At 63.6% G+C, this 17,750-nt stretch carries 17 protein-coding genes; 7 read left to right on the plus strand and 10 right to left on the minus strand.

The window, feature by feature from the left end; genetic code table 11:
• Positions 1-77: 77 nt before the first annotated feature.
• On the minus strand, positions 78-482 hold the full coding sequence (locus ASN89_RS16895; RefSeq protein ID WP_046681813.1) for a DUF4440 domain-containing protein: 405 nt from the start codon (positions 480-482) through the stop codon (positions 78-80).
• Complete coding sequence (locus ASN89_RS16900) at positions 479-1,900, minus strand: MFS transporter (protein ID WP_058050095.1); 1,422 nt, start codon at positions 1,898-1,900, stop codon at positions 479-481. The genes ASN89_RS16895 and ASN89_RS16900 overlap by 4 nt, the downstream gene beginning before the upstream one ends.
• A gap of 127 nt (positions 1,901-2,027) precedes the next feature.
• Between ASN89_RS16900 and ASN89_RS16905 the strand changes: the two genes are divergently transcribed.
• Both ASN89_RS16905 and ASN89_RS16910 read left to right on the plus strand, forming a co-directional pair.
• Positions 2,028-2,930 (plus strand): LysR family transcriptional regulator, encoded by a 903-nt coding sequence (locus ASN89_RS16905; RefSeq protein WP_058050096.1) that lies wholly within the window; start codon positions 2,028-2,030, stop codon positions 2,928-2,930.
• Positions 2,931-3,045: 115 nt separating this feature from the next.
• Positions 3,046-3,876 (plus strand): hypothetical protein, encoded by an 831-nt coding sequence (locus ASN89_RS16910; protein ID WP_058050097.1) that lies wholly within the window; start codon positions 3,046-3,048, stop codon positions 3,874-3,876.
• A 26-nt stretch (positions 3,877-3,902) separates the two neighbouring features.
• On the opposite strand, the gene ASN89_RS16915 is transcribed toward ASN89_RS16910, so the two are convergent.
• From ASN89_RS16915 to ASN89_RS16930, 4 genes are all read right to left on the minus strand, one after another.
• Entirely contained in the window at positions 3,903-4,958 is a 1,056-nt protein-coding gene (locus ASN89_RS16915) for a bifunctional nicotinamide-nucleotide adenylyltransferase/Nudix hydroxylase (RefSeq protein WP_058050098.1), read from the minus strand.
• Positions 4,955-6,670: an NAD+ synthase gene (locus ASN89_RS16920; protein WP_058050099.1), complete on the minus strand. Its 1,716-nt coding sequence runs from the start codon at positions 6,668-6,670 to the stop codon at positions 4,955-4,957. Before ASN89_RS16920 ends, ASN89_RS16915 begins: the two co-directional genes overlap by 4 nt.
• A 95-nt stretch (positions 6,671-6,765) precedes the next feature.
• Positions 6,766-7,278, minus strand: coding sequence for a ClbS/DfsB family four-helix bundle protein (locus ASN89_RS16925; RefSeq protein ID WP_058050100.1), 513 nt, complete (start codon positions 7,276-7,278; stop codon positions 6,766-6,768).
• On the minus strand, positions 7,278-7,922 hold the full coding sequence (locus ASN89_RS16930; protein WP_058050101.1) for an ArsR/SmtB family transcription factor: 645 nt from the start codon (positions 7,920-7,922) through the stop codon (positions 7,278-7,280). The genes ASN89_RS16925 and ASN89_RS16930 overlap by 1 nt, the downstream gene beginning before the upstream one ends.
• Positions 7,923-7,981: 59 nt before the next feature.
• On the opposite strand from ASN89_RS16930, the gene ASN89_RS16935 reads away from it, so the two are divergent.
• The gene (locus tag ASN89_RS16935; protein ID WP_200969062.1) at positions 7,982-8,470 is read left to right on the plus strand and encodes a DUF2938 domain-containing protein; all 489 of its coding nucleotides are present in this window, start codon (positions 7,982-7,984) and stop codon (positions 8,468-8,470) included.
• A gap of 8 nt (positions 8,471-8,478) precedes the next feature.
• Here the strand turns inward: ASN89_RS16935 and ASN89_RS16940 are convergent, their stop codons facing one another.
• Complete coding sequence (locus ASN89_RS16940; RefSeq protein ID WP_058050103.1) at positions 8,479-10,902, minus strand: DUF3772 domain-containing protein; 2,424 nt, start codon at positions 10,900-10,902, stop codon at positions 8,479-8,481.
• 268 nt (positions 10,903-11,170) lie between these two features.
• On the opposite strand from ASN89_RS16940, the gene ASN89_RS16945 reads away from it, so the two are divergent.
• Together ASN89_RS16945 and ASN89_RS29035 are read left to right on the plus strand one after the other, a co-directional pair.
• Positions 11,171-12,838: a methyl-accepting chemotaxis protein gene (locus tag ASN89_RS16945; RefSeq protein WP_058050104.1), complete on the plus strand. Its 1,668-nt coding sequence runs from the start codon at positions 11,171-11,173 to the stop codon at positions 12,836-12,838.
• A gap of 151 nt (positions 12,839-12,989) precedes the next feature.
• Complete coding sequence (locus ASN89_RS29035; RefSeq protein WP_160309263.1) at positions 12,990-13,166, plus strand: hypothetical protein; 177 nt, start codon at positions 12,990-12,992, stop codon at positions 13,164-13,166.
• A 25-nt stretch (positions 13,167-13,191) separates the two neighbouring features.
• Here ASN89_RS29035 and ASN89_RS16950 read toward each other — a convergent pair whose 3' ends face one another.
• Genes ASN89_RS16950 through msuE form a run of 3 tightly spaced genes read right to left on the minus strand, consistent with a single transcriptional unit; the run spans position 13,192 to position 15,864 of the window.
• Positions 13,192-14,217 carry a methionine synthase gene (locus ASN89_RS16950; protein WP_058050105.1) on the minus strand — a complete coding sequence of 342 codons (1,026 nt, stop codon included), beginning with the start codon at positions 14,215-14,217 and terminating at the stop codon, positions 13,192-13,194.
• Positions 14,218-14,244: 27 nt separating this feature from the next.
• On the minus strand, positions 14,245-15,222 hold the full coding sequence (locus ASN89_RS16955; RefSeq protein WP_058050106.1) for a DUF1852 domain-containing protein: 978 nt from the start codon (positions 15,220-15,222) through the stop codon (positions 14,245-14,247).
• Between the two features lie 60 nt (positions 15,223-15,282).
• The gene (gene msuE / locus ASN89_RS16960) at positions 15,283-15,864 is read right to left on the minus strand and encodes an FMN reductase (RefSeq protein WP_046681825.1); all 582 of its coding nucleotides are present in this window, start codon (positions 15,862-15,864) and stop codon (positions 15,283-15,285) included.
• Positions 15,865-15,991: 127 nt separating this feature from the next.
• On the opposite strand from msuE, the gene ASN89_RS16965 reads away from it, so the two are divergent.
• Together ASN89_RS16965 and ASN89_RS16970 are read left to right on the plus strand one after the other, a co-directional pair.
• Positions 15,992-16,873, plus strand: coding sequence for a LysR family transcriptional regulator (locus ASN89_RS16965; protein ID WP_058050107.1), 882 nt, complete (start codon positions 15,992-15,994; stop codon positions 16,871-16,873).
• 13 nt (positions 16,874-16,886) lie between these two features.
• Positions 16,887-17,750 (plus strand): methylenetetrahydrofolate reductase (locus tag ASN89_RS16970; RefSeq protein ID WP_058050108.1); only part of this gene is annotated, 864 nt, incomplete at its 3' end.

Here is a 17,750-nt window from a genome sequence, read left to right on the forward strand (position 1 = left end):
GATGAACGAGGGGACCCTGTCAGCCTAGCCGCCATGGCGCCATTGTCCATCGGCGCGCCCGCCGCCACGCTGTAGGATCAATCCGCCCGCGCGGCCCACGTTTCATGCAGGTGGCGCCACAGCAAGGCGCCGTCGGGCGTTTTCTCGTACACGACGGTGGACCAGCGCTCGGTGTTTTCCGCGCCCGGCAGCGACTGGAATTCGCGGTAGGAGACGGTGGCGCCGGTGGCGCTTTCCTGGATCAATTGCAAGTCCGTGATGCGCATGGCGAGGCCCGGGCGGCTGCCGCCGGCGCCCTGGAAAAACCCTGTCAAGCCAAAGTGGTCGAGCCGCATCCCGCCGGGCGCCACCATCGTAAAATCGGGCGAAAAACGCGCCAGCAATTGCGCGCAGTTTTCCGCTGCCGCCTCACCGGAAAGCCATGCACGGATCAGCACATGCGTGGATAAAACGTCGTCAAAATAGGGGTTCGTTGCAGTCATTTTTTGCTTGCTCCATGGTGGTGTAAAAGGTCGAGAACGGCGCGGTTGTCGATGCGCAGGCACAGCGCCAAAGGCAGCAGGCACGAGGCGGCGGCCAGCGCAAAGCACCAGTGGAACACCTGCGCCGCACGCAGATGCTGGGCGGGGTCGTCGAGCGAAGCGATGCCCTGCGCCGCCAGCAAGCCATTCAGCAGTACGCTGAGCAGCGCCACGCCCAGGCAAAAGCCCAGCTGGCGGTTGATATTCCACACGGCGCTGGCCTGGCTCAGCTGCGCGTCCGGCATGCGCAAGAAGGCCGTGCTTTGCGCCGTGCTGCTGCACAAGCCGCCGCCAAAGCCCATCACGGCGTACGCGCCGGCCAGCCAGAACAGCTGATCGGCCGCCTCCACGCGCAGCAGCATCAGCATGCCCGCCGCCTGCAGCAGGGCGCCAGCGATGAACAGCGGTTGCGGACCCACGCGGCGGTAGCTTTTGCCGGTCAGCGAAATGGCCGCAAACGAGGCCAGCGCCCACGGCAGCATCAGCGCGCCAGCCGTCGAGGCCGGCATGCCCAGCACGCCCTGCAGATACAACATGGCCAGCAGGCTCACGCCCATGAAGACGCCCGGCACCAGCAGATACATCAGCATGGCGATGCGCAGCAGCGGTTCGGTGGCCAGGCGCAGGTTGAGCAGCGGCGTCGATTTGCGCAGGGCGCCGCGCACATAGCCCCAGGCGCAGGCTACGCCCAGCGCCAGCACGGCGGCGCCAGCCAGCAGCTCGTCCGGCGTGCCCAGCATGGTCAAGCCCAGCAACAGCAGCAAAATCGCCGTGCTGCCCGCCAGCAGGCCGCTCACGTCGAGACGGGGAACGACCGCGCGCGGCGGGTCGGGACGCAGCCAGCAGGCGGCCAGCAGCAGCGCCAGCGCGGCAAACGGCACGTTCAAGTAAAAGATCCAGCGCCACGACAGGCTGTCGACGATGACGCCGCCCAGCGCGGGCGACAGGGCCGGCGCCAGCAAGCCCACCAGCATGATGACGGAGGAAAGGCCGGGGCGCTCGGCAGGCTGATACAGCTGGTAGGTCATGCTTTGCCCCAACGGAATGAGCAAGCCGCCGCCCAGGCCCTGCACGCAGCGCCAGGCGATCAGCGCCTCGATCGACGGCGCCAGGCCGGCGCCGATGCTGGCGCATAAAAAAGTTAGCAACGATGCCATGAACACGGTTTTGCTGCCATAATAGCCAGCCAGCCAGGCGCTGGCCGGGATGACGATGGTCAGGCCGAGGATGTAGGCGGTGCTGATCCAGGCCAGCTGCGCCACCGAAGCGTGCAGGGCATGGCCGATGTCGGGATAGGCGACGCTGGTGATGAACATGTTGATCAGGTCGACGAAAAACCCCAGCAGATAGATGGCCGCGACCTTTTTGCGATAGTCCATGGTGCTCCAAATGGCAAACGGCCAGCTTAAGCGTCCATCGTCATTTGCGTAACGGGCCAGCCCCGATTACACTGTCAAACAAATTTTGACAAACCTCTCTAACCCGCATGCCTCCTCATTCTTATTTATGATCAGTCTTGACCGCCTGGGTATTTTTATCGCCATCGTCGATGCCGGTTCGCTGACGGCGGCCGCCGCCGTGCTGGGCCAGAGCAAGGCCGTCGTCAGTTTTAATTTGAAGCAGCTGGAGGCGGAGCTGGGCGTGTCGCTGCTGACGCGCAGCACGCGCAGCCTGGCACTGACTGACGTGGGGCGGCGCTTTTACGAGGATTGCCAGCGCGTACTGAGCGAAGCGCAGGGCGCCATCGAAACGGCGCGCCAGGGCCACCAGGGCTTGCGCGGCACCCTGCGCCTGACCACCACCGTCGAATACGGCAGCCGCACGGTGATCCCCGCGCTGATCGCCTTTGCCGCCGCCCACCCGCAGCTGCAGATCCAGCATTCGTCGTCATCCTCGCACGAAGACCTGATCTCGGGCCGCTACGACCTGGCCATCCGCATGGGTTCCCTCAACGATTCGAGCTACCGCGCCGCGCTGATCGAGCCGTACGCCATCTGGCCGGTCGCCTCGCCCGCCTACCTGGCCAGCCTGCCTGCCAAGGGCATCACCAGCCTGGACGACTTGCAGCGCGCGCGCTGGCTGGCGCACAGCCGCCTGGCCACGCCACTGCGCTGGGACGTGCACACGCCGGACGGCGCCGCCAACTTTGCAGTGCAGGACGACGCCGCCATCCATTCCGACTCCGCCTCGGCCCTGCTGGGCTTTGCCCTGGGCGGCTGCGGCGTGGCCCTGCTGCCGCAGTGGCAGGTGGAGGCGGAAGTGCGCGCGGGACGCCTGCGCCGCCTGCTGCCCGACGTCGTCTTCCCGGAGCAGGGCGTGTATGCCGTGTATCCGAACACCCAGCATATCGCGGAAAAAGTGCGCGCCTTTATCGACTTTTTGCGCGCCTTTGTGGGCACGCCGGACTGAGGTTTCACGTCGTCAATACTTGTTGAATACAACGATTTCCAAGGGGCAAACGAGCGCCCCTTTCGTTTTTCCCGGCCTACACTGGAAGGGCATTGTTCACCAATTGGAGACCATCATGGCACATACATTGGCAGCAGTTTTCGCCGTGCGCGATATGGCCGAGCGCGCCCGGCACGACCTGATCACGGCTGGCTTCCCCGGCGCCAGCATCCGCCTGCACGATGCGGGCAGTGACGACTTTTCCGCCACGGAAAACATCCGCCGCGACGACAGCGACAGCCTGCTCGACAGCGTCAAGCATTTCTTTACGGACCTGTTCGGCAGCCACGCCGACCGCCACATCTATGCGGAGGCCGTGCGGCGCGGGCATGTCGTGCTGACCCTGGAAGAGGCGAGCGACGCCGATATCCAGCGCGCCACCGACATCGTCGAACGCTATGCGCCGCTCGACATCGATGCGCACGCCGAGCATTGGCGCGCCGGCGGCTGGCAAGGCGCGCCGCAAGACGCCAGCGCGATGCGCCAGGGCGCCAGCATGCAGTCCGATACGCCATCGCGGCAGGGCACCTCCGCCAGCAATGTGAACGAAGCGCCAGGATCGCAGCAATTTGCCAGCGACATGGCGCCGCCGCCGGCGTCCAGCGCCGGCGCCAACGTGCGCCGCTATCCCGGCGCCGACAACCTGCCCGGCACCAGCTACGACGACGAGCAGTATTACCGCAGCCACTGGAGCGCCACCTATGTCGCCACCGGCGCGCGTTTCGAGGACTACGATCCCGCCTACCGCTATGGCCATTCGATGGCGAATAGCGACAGCTACCGGGGCCGCCCGTGGGACGACGTGGAAGCGGACCTGCGTTCCACGTGGGAGCACACGTATCCGCAATCGGCGTGGGACAACTTCAAGGCGGCCGTCAAGCATGGCTGGGAACGCGTGACGTCCTGACGCGCGGGGAGGGGCAGTGCCCCCTCTCAGCGCCCCTCGTGCGTGAGCTTGAGGAAGTGGTTCAGGATGTGAAAGTGGTCTTCGAAGAATTGCTCTTCCATGGCAGGCAGCGCCGCGACGGGCACCCACTGCGCCAGCGCCGCATCGTCGGCCGCCGTCACGGCCGGCAGCTGGCGCGTCTTCAAATCGAAGTAATGCGCATGCGTGATGGTGCGCCCGCGCTGGCTGCGGTCCGGATGGTCGAACACGGCCACGCCGACCAGCGCCTCGACGAGGGTGGGCGCCAGCACGCCCAGCTGGGTTTCCTCCGCCAGTTCGCGCAGGGCGCCCTGCAGCAGGCGTTCGCGCGGCTCCAGGAAGCCGCCGGGCAGCGCCCACAAGTCCTTGCCCGGATAGCCGCCACGGCGCACGAGCAGCACGTGGCCGCCCGTCTGCACCAGCGCGTCGACGGTTGTAAAGATGGGCGCATACGGCGCCACTTTCCAGCGTGCTTTATAGGCTTCGATGGCGCGGTATTCCTGCACCAGCGGGGCGTACCACGGCAGCAAGGTCCACGCCTTCAGATACTGGCCGATGGCCGCCGGCAGCAGCTGCGCCACGGCGCTCAGCGACACATCCACGTCCTCGGCCTCGAACAGCACGTTGCGGATGGCCGTCGCGCCGATGGGTGCGCCAGGGTCGATTTCCAGATTGAATAACTGCCAGTGCGGGAAATGGTGCAGGTAGTAACTGGTGGCGTCCTTGAAGCAGGCCACCAGCATCACGCGCTGCGCCTTGGGCACGGCGCCCGCCACGGTGCGCCGCACGGCATCGGCCCACAGGCCGTCATCGTAGTAATCACGCACGGCCACGTAATGCACGCGCGCGCGCTGTGCCTCGGGCAAGGTCGCGGCGATCATGGCGGCCCGTTCCTGCCACGTAAACGGGTTCTTCGGGCTGCGCGCATGGAAGGCCGAGCCGAGCACCACCACCACTTGCGCGGCCGTCGTCAGCGCCTTTTGCAACAAGCCCGCATGGCCATTGTGAAAAGGCTGAAAGCGGCCGATCAGGATGGCCGCATCGGCAGAATAGGTGAGGGTCATGCGTCGTCTCCGGTGGGGTAGTGGGCGGCGATCGGCAATTGACGCCCGCTGCCAAAGGCGCGCGAACGCACGCGGATGATGGGCGCCGCCTGGCGCCGTTTGTATTCATTGCGGGCGACCATGCCGAGGATGCGCGTCACGAGTGCGCGTCCCTCGTCCGTCTCGCGCAGCTGGTCGACCAGGGTCAACGCTTGCGCGCTTTCTTGCGTCGGCAGGCGGCGTCCTTCGATATGCCATTTGAGAATTTCATCGAGCACGGGATACGGCGGCAAACTATCCGTGTCGCGCTGGCCCGGCGCCAGTTCCGCCGATGGCGGTTTATCGAGCACGGCAACGGGAATCAATTCGCGCCCGGCGCTGGCGTTGATATGGCGCGACAGGGCGAACACCTCCGTTTTATACAGGTCGCCGATCAAGCCCAGGCCCCCATTCGTGTCGCCGTACAGGGTGCAGTAGCCAACCGAGATTTCGCTCTTGTTGCCGGTGGTGAGCAGCAGGGCGCCAAACGCGTTCGAGTATTCCATCAGGATCGTGCCGCGCACGCGCGCCTGCAGGTTTTCCAGCGGCAGCCCTTGCAGCTTGCCGTCGAAGGCGGCCGCGTAACCGGCTTCGTATTGCGCCACGATGTCGCGGATCGGATGCGTGTACAGCGCGATGCCCATGTTGGCGCACAGGGCGACGGAATCGGTGACGGAGCCGGCGCTGGAAAACACGGACGGCATGGTGATGCCCGCGACGTTGTCGGCGCCCAGCGCTTCGACGGCCAGGGCCAGGGTCAGCGCCGAATCGATGCCGCCCGAGCAGCCGACGACGACTTTCGTAAAGCGGCAGCGGCGCGCGTAGTCGCGTAACCCCAGCACGATCTGGCGCCGCGCAAACTCCACGGCGGGGATGCCTTCCGGGTCGGGCACGGGAAACGCGGCACCATCGGTACGCGTAAAACGGCCGCCGGCAAAGCGCAGCAATGGAAAATCTTCGACGAAGCGGGCCGCTTCGAATGCCACGCCGTCGGTCGGTGACATGGCGAACGAGGCGCCGTCAAACACGAGCTGGTCCTGGCCGCCCACCTGGTTGACGAAGAGCAGGGGCAGATTGACGCGCTTGCAGGCGGCGCCAAACACGGCGTGGCGCTGCGCGCGCTTGCCGATGTCGGAGGGGCTGGCGTTGATGCTGACGATCAGGTCGGGCCGCGCCGCGTGCAGGGCGTCGAAGGGGTTGACGGCGTAGGCGCGGCCATCGTCATTCCAGCCATCCTCGCAAATCATGAAACCGACCTTGCAGCCGGCGATAGTCAAGGTGCAGGCGCCGGGCGGGCCCGGCTCGAAATGGCGGCCCTCGTCGAAGATGCCGTAAGTGGGCAGCAGCTGCTTGTAGTATTCAGCCACGATGCGCCCGTCGCGCATCGCCAGCAAGGCGTTGTACAGGGGCTTGCCGACGCCGGAGTTCGGCCGCGCCGTGCCGATGACGGTGACCAGTGCCGGCCAGCGCGTGGACGCCTGCAGCACGGTATCGAGCGCCTGCTGCATGCCGCGCAGGAAGGCGGCGTCCTCGAACAGGTCGCCCGGATAATACGCGCACAGCGACAGTTCGGGGCAGACGAGCAGGTCCGCACCTTCCTCGCTGGCGCGCTGCATGCGCGCGATGATGGCGGCACAATTGGCGTCGAAGTCGCCCACGGTGGGATTCATCTGGGCGAGGGCGATGGTCAGCATGGCGATCCTTTATTGGTTACGCTTGAAACCACTATCCTGCCTGAAAAATTTTCTGAAGGTACTGATGCAATCGTGCAAGCCTGCCGCTGAGGGTGCTACAAGGTCTTGAGCCAGGCCCGCAAGCGCGTACGCGCGTTCGCATACGGCGACGCCGTGTTGAACTGGATCATGCGCCCCATCGTGTAATGCGTGTACCAGGGCTGGCCATACAATTGCGCGTCATCGTGCGCGTCGATCAGCGCCAGCAGCTGGTCTTTCGCCTGCTCCAGGCGCTGCAGCAAGTCGTCCATGCCCAATTCAGCATAGTCCGCATAGAAGCGCTGCGCCAGTTTTCCCAGAGCGTTCCACGTGAAACCTTCGGCGGGAAAAGCGATGTCCTCGATGCGCTTGCCGTCGCGCAGCTGCGCGTGCCAGTGCAAGACCAGCTCGTTCCACCCCACCAGGTAGGCGAGCAAGTCGCACACGCTCATGCGCGTACCCGCCACTTGTCCTTCCAGCACGGGTGCACGCGCCAGCGCTGGCGGCACGCGCGCCAGCTCCTGCGCCAGCTTCGCATACGTGGTGCTAATCGCCTCAAGCAATTCCTGCTTGCTGTTGGGGATGGCCATCAGGCCGCCTTGACGACAGGCAAGCCGGCCGCCTGCCAATCGTCGTAACCGCTGCCGAGACGGCGCGCCTGCAAGCCGTGCTGGCGCAGGGCCGCCACGGCCTGCACGGACAGCACGCAATACGGGCCACGACAGTAGGCGGCGATCTCTGCGTTCGCGGGCAATTCGCCGAGGCGGCGCTGCAAGTCATCAAACGGAATATTGATCGCACCGGGCAAGTGGCCGGCGGCAAATTCCTGCGCGGGCCGCACGTCGAGCACGGTGATGCTGGCCTCGCGCATGCGCTCTTGCAACTCGTCGCCCGTGATCGCTTCCACATGGTCGCCCCGGCCCAGCGCCTGCAACTCGCTGCGCTGATGCTGCGCATACACCTCCAGCGCGGCCAGCAGTTGCACGATGGGGCCGCTGCCGAGCCGGTACAGCACGCGCTTGCCATCGCGCCGCGCCTGCACGAAACCGGCGCGCCGCAACTGCTGCAAATGCTGGGACGTATTCGCCACGGACAGGCCCGTCAACTCCACCAGCTGCTCCACCGCATATTCGCCGTGCACGATCTGCTCGAGCAGGCGCAATCGCGGCGCGCTGCCTAAAATATGGGCAAACCCGGCGGGACTGGCAAGGGTATCGATTTCTGCATTGTTCATTGACACAATGCTAGCACCCTTATAACATTCAAGCAATTCATTGAATGTTAGGAGCGGCAATGCAAATACTTTGGCTCGATGCGCTGGCGATCGGCGTGGGCGCGACGGCGGTGATGGATGTGTGGGCGGTGGCCTTGAAACGCTTCTGGTGCATCCCCTCGCTGAACTTTGCGATGGTGGGGCGCTGGCTCGGCCATCTGCCGCGCGGCACCGTGACGCACACCAATATCGCCCAAGCGGCACCCGTGCGCGATGAAACCATCCTGGGCTGGACGGCCCATTACCTGATCGGCGTGCTCTTTGCGGCCGTGCTGCTGGCGCTGGTGGGACAGGAGTGGGTGCAACAGCCGACATTCGCGCCGGCCCTGCTGGCGGGCCTCGTGAGCGTGGCCGCGCCGTTTTGCATCTTGCAGCCGGGCATGGGCGCCGGCCTGGCCGCCAGCAAGACGCCGCACCCAAACGCCGCCCGCCTGCGCAGCCTGATGGCCCACACGGCGTTCGGCATCGGCCTGTACCTGGCGGCCCTGCTGTGGTCGACCGTGCGCTGACTTGCCGACTAGCTCGTCAGCGGCGGCACGGGCGCCGGCGCCGGTGCAACGGCTGACATGGCCGGCGCCTCGGGCTGCGCCGGCACGCTGCTCAGCACCATCGTGCTGGGCTTGGCGATGGCGATATGGGCATCGTCCAGGCGCTTGAGCAGTTCGAACAGCAGCGCGCTGCGGATGCCCGACGTCAGGCGCGGCGACGAGGCAAAGCCGGTGGCGTTGAACAACAACAGGCCATTGTCGATGCCGTCGAGCTGCACATTCGGCGCCGGCGTGTCGAGCACGTCGGGATTGTCGACAAAGACGGACAGGATCAGCGCGCGCACCGCCTGCGCATCCGTGCCAAGCGGCAGCGGCAGCTTGACTTGCACCAGGCCCAGCGGATTGGCCAGGGTCACGTTGCGCACCGTCTTGGTAATGAATTCCGAGTTCGGCACGATCACCGTGGAGCGGTCGCCCAGCTGAATTTCCGTGGCGCGCACATTGATGCGGCGAATGTCGCCCTCCACACCGCCCAACGACACCCAGTCGCCCACTTTGACGGGACGTTCGGCCAGCAGGATCAGGCCGGACACGAAGTTCTGCACCACGGCCTGCAAGCCAAAACCGATACCCACCGACAAGGCCGACGCCACCCACGCGATGCGTTCGAGACCGATGCCGGCCGCCGACAGGGCCAGCGCCACGGCCAGCACACCGCCGATGTAGCCGAACAGGGTAATGAACGACACTTGCATGCCGGAATCGAGATTGGTGGTTGGCAAATAACTGTTTTGCAGCCAGCGCTTGAACAGGCCCAGCGCGATAAAGCCGACGACCAGCACCAGCAAGGCCTGGATCATGGCGGCCGGGCGGATCGCCACTTCACCGATGGCCAGGCCGTCCTGCAGCTTGCCGACGCGCTGGAACAGCTCGCCCGGACCTTCGCCGAACGGCGCCAGCAGCAGCATCAAAGCCAGCAGCACGACGATGGCGCGGCCGATGCCCGACAGCAGCACGGCCGCCTGGTCGCGCGCCTTGGGCGTGGCCAGCACGGGATGGGCCGCGTCCGGCGGTGGCGGCGTGGAGGCCAGCAGCATGCAGATATCGTCGACCAGCACCGTCAGCAGATAGGTGCTGCACAGCACCACGATGACCCAGGCGATTTGCTTGGCAATAAAACTGCCGAAGGCCACATAGCCGATCAGCAAGCTGATGACGCTCGACGCCAGCGCCAGCCACAGCAGCACCGTGACGCAGCGCAGCCACAGCGGCGTGACCAGGGTGGCGGGATCGGCCTCGCGCAACTGGCGCCAGCAGCGCTCGGCGCGCATCAGGCCGTAGGCGATGGTCGTGCTCATCACGAGGGCGACGATGCAATTGACGGCCACGGCCGTCGACAAGCCCGCATTGATGACGATGGTGACCCGTTCCGTCGCCCACACGAGCACGACGATGAAGGAAAACATCGATGGAAAATTGCGCATGCGGTGCGCCAGCGCATCGGGCAGGGGCAGCAAGCGCCACGAGACGCGGCGCGGCGACAGCAGCGCGTGGCCGAGTCCCGCCGTAAAGCCGGCAAAACAGATGATGCCGATCAAGCTGCTAAGGAAAGTCGAGGTCTTTTCGGACAGGCCGCCCTCCCAACGCAGCCCCATGGCCAGCAATTCCGCCACCAGGCCCGGCGTGGCCAGCGCCAGCACCAGCACGGCCAGCGCATGCAGCGAGCGGCGCAAGCGGCCGTGCGGCACGCGCGTGGAAGTGACCACCAGCAAATAGCGCGAAATCCAGACGCTGGCGCCGATCACAGCCACGATGGCGGCCAGCAAGCCGCCCCAGGCCGACCATGGCGTGGCGCTTGCCGCATTCGCCAATTCCAGCTCCAGCGCCCGCAGACGCTGCAGGTTCTGCGGCAATTCCGCATGCAGCTGCTTCCAGAACGAGCCAGCCAGAATCGACGCCGTGCGCTCGCCCAGGCGCGCCTGCAACTGCGCGCGGCGCACCGTCGACACCTGTTCCGACGCCTGCGTCGCTTCCACGGCCAGCAGGCGCGCCAGTTTTACTTGCGCATCGAGCGCGCTGCTGGTGCGGTCCAGCTGGCTGCGCTGCGCCGCCACGTCAGGGGCATCTTTCGTCCCCGCCGCCGGCTTGCCCAGCTCGGCCAGCCGCGCCTGCACGCTGGTGAGCGTGGGCGCGAGCGCATCGGCCACCTTGTCCGCCTCGGCGCTAGCCGCCAGCGCATCGGCGCGCATCTGCGACAGGGTCGCGTCATCGAGCTCCGCCTCGCCATCGAGCGCCTTCTGGATACCGGTAATCTGCTTGCGCAAGCCATCGAGGCGCTGGTCGGCCGTGGCGGCGTCATCGACGGGCTGCGACCAGGCGGGCGGCGGGGCCAGCGAGCAGGCCAGCAACAACGCCAGCAGGAAGGGGAAGAAACGGAGACGGAGAGAAGTCATGCGGACCTAAGGCTGAAAATGGAAAAAATTGCCGAATCGGCGGCGACGCCGGCCATGGCCTGCCGCCCGGCGGGTGCCTGCCAATATAGCTGAAAACACGCGCAAGCCGCAGAACAGGCGGAACCGGCGTGCATCCAAGGGGGCGACTAGGCATATTGCCCTATGGGAATATCACATGAAAAGGTCTAGGATCGTCCTCCGCTTGGCGGCACGGCCCCCAATCCGCAGCCGCCGACCTTTTCACCATTCCCTCCGTATTGAGACCGCCATGAAGTTTTTATCCAACCTGACCATCGGCACCCGCCTCGCAGTGGGCTTTGGCGCCATCGGCGCCATGCTGATCATCATCTCCTGCCTGGGCATTGCCATGCTGGGCAAGATCAACCAGGGCACCGGCCATATCGTGCATGACAGCATGCCGAAGATTGAGCTCGCCAACAGCGTCTCGGCCAACATCAACGACATCGCCATTGCCCTGCGCAACATGATGCTCAGCGCCGATCCGGCCGACCAGCGCAAGCAAACGAACGCCATCCTGGCCGCGCGCCAGGCGGCAGCCGGCAATCTCGGCAAGCTCGCGAACATCCTCGATTCCGACCGTGAACGCGCGCTGCTGGCCAAGATGAACGACGCCAACACACGCTATGTGCAAGGGCAGGAGGCCTTGCTGGAACTGATCAGGAGCGGCACGCCGGACGATAGCAGCGCCTACCTGTACGGCCAGCTGCGCCCCGTCTTGCTCGTCTACAAGCAATTGATTGCTGAACAAATCAGCTTGCAAAACACCCTGGCCAACACGGCGGGAGACAATGCCAATGCCACGTATGCCAACACGCGCACCTTGCTGATCGGCATGTCGCTGGCGGCGCTGGCCATCGCGGCGGCGCTGGCGTATGGCATCACGCGCTCGATCACCGGCCCCGTCGCCACGGCGCTGCAGGTGGCCAACACGGTGGCCGCGGGCGATCTGAGCAGTCAGATCACGGCGCAGTCGCGCGATGAAATGGGACAGTTGTTGCAGGCGCTCAAGCGCATGAACGACAACCTGGCGCAAACGGTGGGCACGGTGCGCGCCGGCACGGAAACGATCGCCTCGGCCTCGTCCGAAGTGGCGGCGGGCAGCCTGGACCTGTCTGCGCGCACGGAGCAGCAAGCCAGCTCGCTGGAAGAGACCGCCTCCTCCATGGAAGAACTGACCTCGACCGTCAAACAGAATGCCGACAATGCGCGCCAGGCGCATGTGCTGGCCGACACGGCCTCCGGGGTGGCGCAGCGCGGCGGCGCCGTCATCGCGCAAGTGGTGGCGACCATGCGGCAAATCGACGCCTCGTCGAGCAAGATCGCGGACATCATCGGCGTCATTGATGGCATCGCCTTCCAGACCAACATTCTTGCCTTGAACGCGGCCGTGGAAGCGGCACGCGCGGGCGAGCAGGGCCGGGGATTCGCCGTCGTGGCCACGGAAGTGCGCAGCCTGGCGCACCGCTCGGCAGCGGCGGCCAAGGAAATCAAGACCCTGATCGACGACTCGACCCGGAGCGTGGCGGCCGGCAGCGAGCTCGTGCATCAAGCCGGCAACACCATGACCGACCTGGTCGACAGCGTGCGCCGCGTTACCGACATTATGGAAGAAATCACCTCGGCCAGCGCGGAACAGACGGCCGGTATCGAGCAAATCAACCAGGCTATCAGCGAGATGGACAACGTCACCCAGCAAAACGCGGCCCTGGTGGAAGAGTCGGCGGCCGCGGCGGCTGCCATGCAGGAGCAGGCGGCGACTTTGGCGCAGGTGGTGAGCGTATTTAAACTGGGCGGCGTGCCAGCGGCGACCTTGCCAACGCCTGCCGTGCGGCCAGCGGCCGGCACGGCAATGCGCGCGGCCGTGGCAGCGGCACCGCAACGCGCCTGCGCGCCGGCCCAGTGGGAGGAATTCTAGAATAGCGCGACGACGGATCACATGAACATAAGATTGAATTTAATCGTATTAAATTCAGTTTTATGTTCACTTTAAAAATCAACTGCAGCGTTCATACTCTTCCAATTAAAGACGACAATCCGCCGGCCGCCGCGACATCACGCGCGACGCCATGCTGCTCGATGTGACCCGTTTCGGCTTCGCCACACGCGGGAAGGCGGAAGATTATGTCGATGCCCTGCTGGTGCGCATCGACAATACTTTTGAGCAGGTGGCGCCGCTGCTGAACCCAGCCTTGCGGGCACGGATGGCGAAGCGCTTGCGAACGATGCTGCTGCGCCTGGCTTAGGCGCAGGCATAACTTCACCAGCCGACTAGGAAAGCTCTCTCCGGATGATTTGCGCGCCAGCGCTGAGCGCATTCAGTTTGCCTCTTGCTACCTGGCGAGCCAAGGGCGCCATGCCGCAGTTGGTGCTCGGGTAGAGTTTGTCGGCATCGACAAAGCGCAGCGCTTTGCGCAGGGTGTTGGCCACTTCTTCCGGCGTTTCAATGGTATTGGATGCCACGTCGATGGCGCCGACCATCACTTTTTTGCCGCGAATGAGTTCAATCAGGTCGATGGGCACACGCGAGTTGTGGCATTCCAGCGATATGATGTCGATATTCGATTGCTGCAGCTTCGGGAAAGACTCTTCATATTGGCGCCATTCGGAGCCCAGCGTATTTTTCCAGTCCGTATTGGCCTTGATGCCGTAGCCATAGCAAATATGCACGGCCGTTTCGCATTTGAGTCCTTCGATCGCCCTTTCCAGGGTGGCAATCCCCCAGTCATTGACCTCATCAAAGAAGACATTGAATGCGGGTTCGTCAAACTGGATGATATCGACGCCGGCCGCCTCCAATTCCCTCGCTTCCTGATTGAGGATCTTGGCGAATTCCCAGGCCAGTTTTTCACGGCTCTTGTAATGGCTGTCATACAGCGTATCGATCATCGTCATCGGACCTGGCAGCGCCCATTTGATCGGCTGCGTAGTTTGCTGGCGTAAAAACTTGGCGTCTTCCACAAACACCGGCTTCGGGCGGCTCACGGCGCCCACGACGGTCGGCACGCTCGCATCGTAGCGGTCACGGATCCTGACGGTCTCGCGTTTGTCAAAATCCACGCCGCTCAGATGCTCGATAAACGTGGTGACAAAATGCTGGCGGGTCTGCTCGCCATCGCTGACGATATCGATGCCTGCGTGCTGCTGTTCCTGCAGTGACAAAAGCAGAGCATCCTGTTTGCCCTCGATCAATTCCTCGTCCTGCAATTTCCACGGCGACCACAGTTTTTCAGGCTGCGCCAGCCAGGAAGGTTTGGGCAAACTGCCGGCAGTGGAAGTAGGCAATAATTTTTTCATGATGAATGCTTTCGTTTATTTTTTTAATCAGAGCGCGTAATTCGCAGACCATTGTTCAAGAATATTCTTGTATGGCTTGATGAAGTGCTCTTCCGTATATTTGCCTTGTTTGACAGCCAGCTGGCTGCGCTCTTCCCGGTCATAGACAATTTGCGTCAACGAATAATCCTGGTTCTTCAAGCTGGGCTGATACAACTTCCCTGCCGCGGAATTGGCGTTGTAAATTTCCGGCCGGTAGATCTTTTGGAACGTTTCCATCGTGCTGATGGTACCGATCAGTTCAAGATTGCTGTAGTCGGCCAGCAGGTCGCCGATAAAATAAAAAGCCAGCGGTGCGGAGCTGTTCGGCGGCATGAAGTAGCGCACCTGCATCCCCATTTTTTCGAAATATTCATCCGTCGACGAGAACTCATTTTGTTGGTACTCGACACCCAGGATGGGGTGCTGGTTTTCAGTGCGCTGATAGGTCTTGCTGCTCGAGGCGCTGATGCAGATAACGGGCGGCTTGCTGAAGTGCTCTTTATAGGTGTTTGACCTGACAAAGTGCTTGAACAGCTTGCCATGGAAATCGCCGAAATTGTCCGGCGTGCCAAACGTGGATTTATTATTATTGTGCTCTGGCAGCAGCACGCTGAAGTCGTAATCGCGCACGTAGGAAGAGAAGTTATTCCCGGCGATGCCATCGATGCGCTCATTGGTTTTTTTGTCGATGATATTTGGCTTCAATATCTCGATCAATGGAATATTGTCGCCTTCTGCATCGATATTCAACGCGACGGAAATGATTTCAAGTTCCACCGAGTAGCGGTCTGCGGTCGGATTATCCCAGTGCGCCAGGTTGTTGAAGCGGCTGTCGATCATCTTCAAGGTATTGCGCAAGTTCTCCTGGCGACGCTCTCCCCGGGCCAGATTGGCAAAGTTGGTTGTCAGGCGCGTGCTGTCCGATGGGTGATAGTTTTCATCGAAGATAATGCTCTTGATGCTGAATACAAAGTCTTTGCTCATGGTGATCTGTCCTGATTTCTGCAAAAAGATGAATGTGTTGATTGACCGTCGTGATGCCTCTCAGGCCGCGACCAGCTCTTCAGCGGTGGCAGATCTCGCATGGCGCGTCAAGCCGATCAAGGGCAAGGCCCGCTGGACCGCCAAAGTGGCGCGCTGGATCAAGGCCTCATCCTGCAGGCGGTAGTCGGTAAAGTCCTTGTCGGTCGCGTAGACGCCCAGCGGCAATGTGCGTGCCTGGAAAAAGCTGAAGAGCGGGCGCAACTGGTGGTCGATCATCAGGGCATGGCGCTCGCTGCCGCCGGTGGCCGCCAGCAAGACGGGCTTGTCGGTCAAGGCGTCCTGGTCAATGAAGTCAAAGAAGTGCTTGAACAGTCCCGTGTACGAGCCACGATAGACCGGGGTTGCCACCACCAGGATGTCCGCTTGCTCGACCGCTGCCAATTCCCGCTCGACCATTTCGGGCAATTGCGAGCGCCAGACTGCGCCCGCAAGCTGCGGCGCCAGTTGGCCCAGTTCGACCAGGCGTTGTTCGCACAGCACTTCATCGGCGATCAGGTCCATCAGGTGCTCGGCCAGGGCTGCAGCCTTGGAAGGGCGTTGCAGCCCGCCGGAAACGGCAACTAAGCGCAGTGGACGTGTCATGTTTGCTTTCATAAGGGTGATGCGGGCGGGCCGACAAATGTCAGCAGCAAGGGTAGGGATGATAACGGGGCGGATCGATGAAGTATAATGGTCTTATTTCATACATCCATGAATATGGCTCATTTCAATGCTTGAACGCATCCACCTCAGCATCGTCCAGCAAGTCGAGAAACAAGGGTCTTTGACGGCCGCCGCAGGCGTGCTGAACCTGACCCAGTCGGCCTTGAGCCACAGCATGAAGAAGCTGGAGCAGCAACTGGGCACCGACGTCTGGCTGCGCGAAGGGCGCAACCTGCGCCTGACGCAGGCCGGCCAGTACTTGCTGGCGGTGGCGAACCGGGTGCTTCCGCAACTGGACCTGGCCGAAGAGCGCCTGGGCCAGTTCGCGCAGGGCGAGCGCGGCGCGCTGCGCATCGGCATGGAATGCCATCCTTGCTACCAGTGGCTGCTCAAGGTGGTGTCGCCCTATCTGGCCGCATGGCCCGACGTGGATGTGGACGTCAAGCAAAAGTTCCAGTTCGGCGGGATCGGCGCGCTGTTCGGTTACGAGATCGACCTGCTGGTCACGCCCGACCCGCTGTACAAGCCGGGGCTGGCATTCGAGCCCGTGTTCGACTACGAGCAAGTGCTGGTCGTGGCCAAGGGCCATGCCCTGGCGTCGGCGGCCTATGTGAAGCCGCAGCAACTGACCCAGGAAGTGCTGATCAGCTACCCCGTGGACATTGAGCGCCTGGACATTTATAACCAGTTCCTGTTGCCCGCCGGCGTCACGCCCAAGCGCCACAAAGCCATCGAAACGACCGACATCATGCTGCAGATGGTGGCCAGCGGCCGCGGCGTGGCCGCCCTGCCGCGCTGGCTGGTCGAGGAATATGCTGCCAAGATGGATGTGGTGCCTGTGCGGCTGGGCCCGCGCGGCATCGCCAAGCAGATTTTCCTGGGGGCCCGCGAGACGGACACCGCCATCGACTACGTGAAGGCCTTCATCGCCATGGCGCAAGGAAGCTAAGGTACAACCGTTGATGCATCACAATATACGCAAGCCCGCCAACAACATCACGCACGCCTATTCCCTGGAAGCCAGTACGAAGGACATTGCTGCTTTGAGCGCGGTGGCGCCGCGGATATTGCCCGGGTCCACCATTGCCATTCCCTACCTGGCACGCGAGGATGACGACGCGCGGCTGGCCGCGGCGCGGGCCGTGCGCAGGCTGGGCTTTGAGCCCATGCCGCACTTGTCTGCGCGCCGTATCGCTTCGCTCGCGGACTTGGAGTCCTTCGTGCAGCGCGCGGCCGCTGAAGCGGGCGTCGAGCGCTGCTTCGTCATCGCTGGCGATCCATCGACCCCGATGGGGCCGTTTTTCGACAGTGCCGCGCTGATCGACACAGGCGTTTTCGAACGCGCGGGCATGCAAGTGATCGGCGTGGGTGGCCACCCGGAAGGCCATCCGGTGATGAGCAAGGCTGAACAGTGGGAGGTGCTTGAACGCAAGTGCCACAGCATCGAAAAGCGCGGCATGGCGCCCTTGATCGTCACGCAATTCGCTTTTGATGCCGACGTCGTGTTGACGTGGCTGGAAGCGCTGCGCGCGCGTGGCATCAACCATCCCGTGCGCGTGGGCGTGCCGGGCCCCGCGAGCATCGCGGTGCTGGCGCGCTATGCCGCGGTGTGCGGCGTGGGCGCCTGCGCATCGATGTGGTCCAAGTACGGCGTTTCCATCGGCAAGCTGTTCGGCACGGCGGGGCCGGATCTGTTTGTCGAACGCCTGGCCGCCGGGCTGACAGAAGCCCATGGCAAGGTCAGCCTGCATTTCTTTCCCTTCGGCGGCATCACACAGTCCGTGAAGTGGATAGAGCACTACCGTGCTCGCACCGACCCAGGCCCT

It is taken from the genome of Janthinobacterium sp. Ant5-2-1 (genome assembly GCF_001445815.1).
Lineage (GTDB): Bacteria > Pseudomonadota > Gammaproteobacteria > Burkholderiales > Burkholderiaceae_D > Janthinobacterium > Janthinobacterium lividum_E.

Coding starts and splice junctions, on each gene's coding strand:
- ASN89_RS16925 (WP_058050100.1), bottom strand. CDS start 7,278: ATGGCCATCCCCAACAGCAAGCAGGAATTGCTTGAGGCGATTAGCACC.
- ASN89_RS16910 (WP_058050097.1), top strand. CDS start 3,046: ATGGCACATACATTGGCAGCAGTTTTCGCCGTGCGCGATATGGCCGAG.
- ASN89_RS16900 (WP_058050095.1), bottom strand. CDS start 1,900: ATGGACTATCGCAAAAAGGTCGCGGCCATCTATCTGCTGGGGTTTTTC.
- ASN89_RS16920 (WP_058050099.1), bottom strand. CDS start 6,670: ATGCTGACCATCGCCCTCGCCCAGATGAATCCCACCGTGGGCGACTTC.
- ASN89_RS16930 (WP_058050101.1), bottom strand. CDS start 7,922: ATGAACAATGCAGAAATCGATACCCTTGCCAGTCCCGCCGGGTTTGCC.
- ASN89_RS16950 (WP_058050105.1), bottom strand. CDS start 14,217: ATGAAAAAATTATTGCCTACTTCCACTGCCGGCAGTTTGCCCAAACCT.
- ASN89_RS16905 (WP_058050096.1), top strand. CDS start 2,028: ATGATCAGTCTTGACCGCCTGGGTATTTTTATCGCCATCGTCGATGCC.
- msuE (WP_046681825.1), bottom strand. CDS start 15,864: ATGACACGTCCACTGCGCTTAGTTGCCGTTTCCGGCGGGCTGCAACGC.
- ASN89_RS16935 (WP_200969062.1), top strand. CDS start 7,982: ATGCAAATACTTTGGCTCGATGCGCTGGCGATCGGCGTGGGCGCGACG.
- ASN89_RS16945 (WP_058050104.1), top strand. CDS start 11,171: ATGAAGTTTTTATCCAACCTGACCATCGGCACCCGCCTCGCAGTGGGC.
- ASN89_RS16915 (WP_058050098.1), bottom strand. CDS start 4,958: ATGACCCTCACCTATTCTGCCGATGCGGCCATCCTGATCGGCCGCTTT.
- ASN89_RS16955 (WP_058050106.1), bottom strand. CDS start 15,222: ATGAGCAAAGACTTTGTATTCAGCATCAAGAGCATTATCTTCGATGAA.
- ASN89_RS29035 (WP_160309263.1), top strand. CDS start 12,990: ATGCTGCTCGATGTGACCCGTTTCGGCTTCGCCACACGCGGGAAGGCG.
- ASN89_RS16940 (WP_058050103.1), bottom strand. CDS start 10,902: ATGACTTCTCTCCGTCTCCGTTTCTTCCCCTTCCTGCTGGCGTTGTTG.
- ASN89_RS16895 (WP_046681813.1), bottom strand. CDS start 482: ATGACTGCAACGAACCCCTATTTTGACGACGTTTTATCCACGCATGTG.
- ASN89_RS16965 (WP_058050107.1), top strand. CDS start 15,992: ATGCTTGAACGCATCCACCTCAGCATCGTCCAGCAAGTCGAGAAACAA.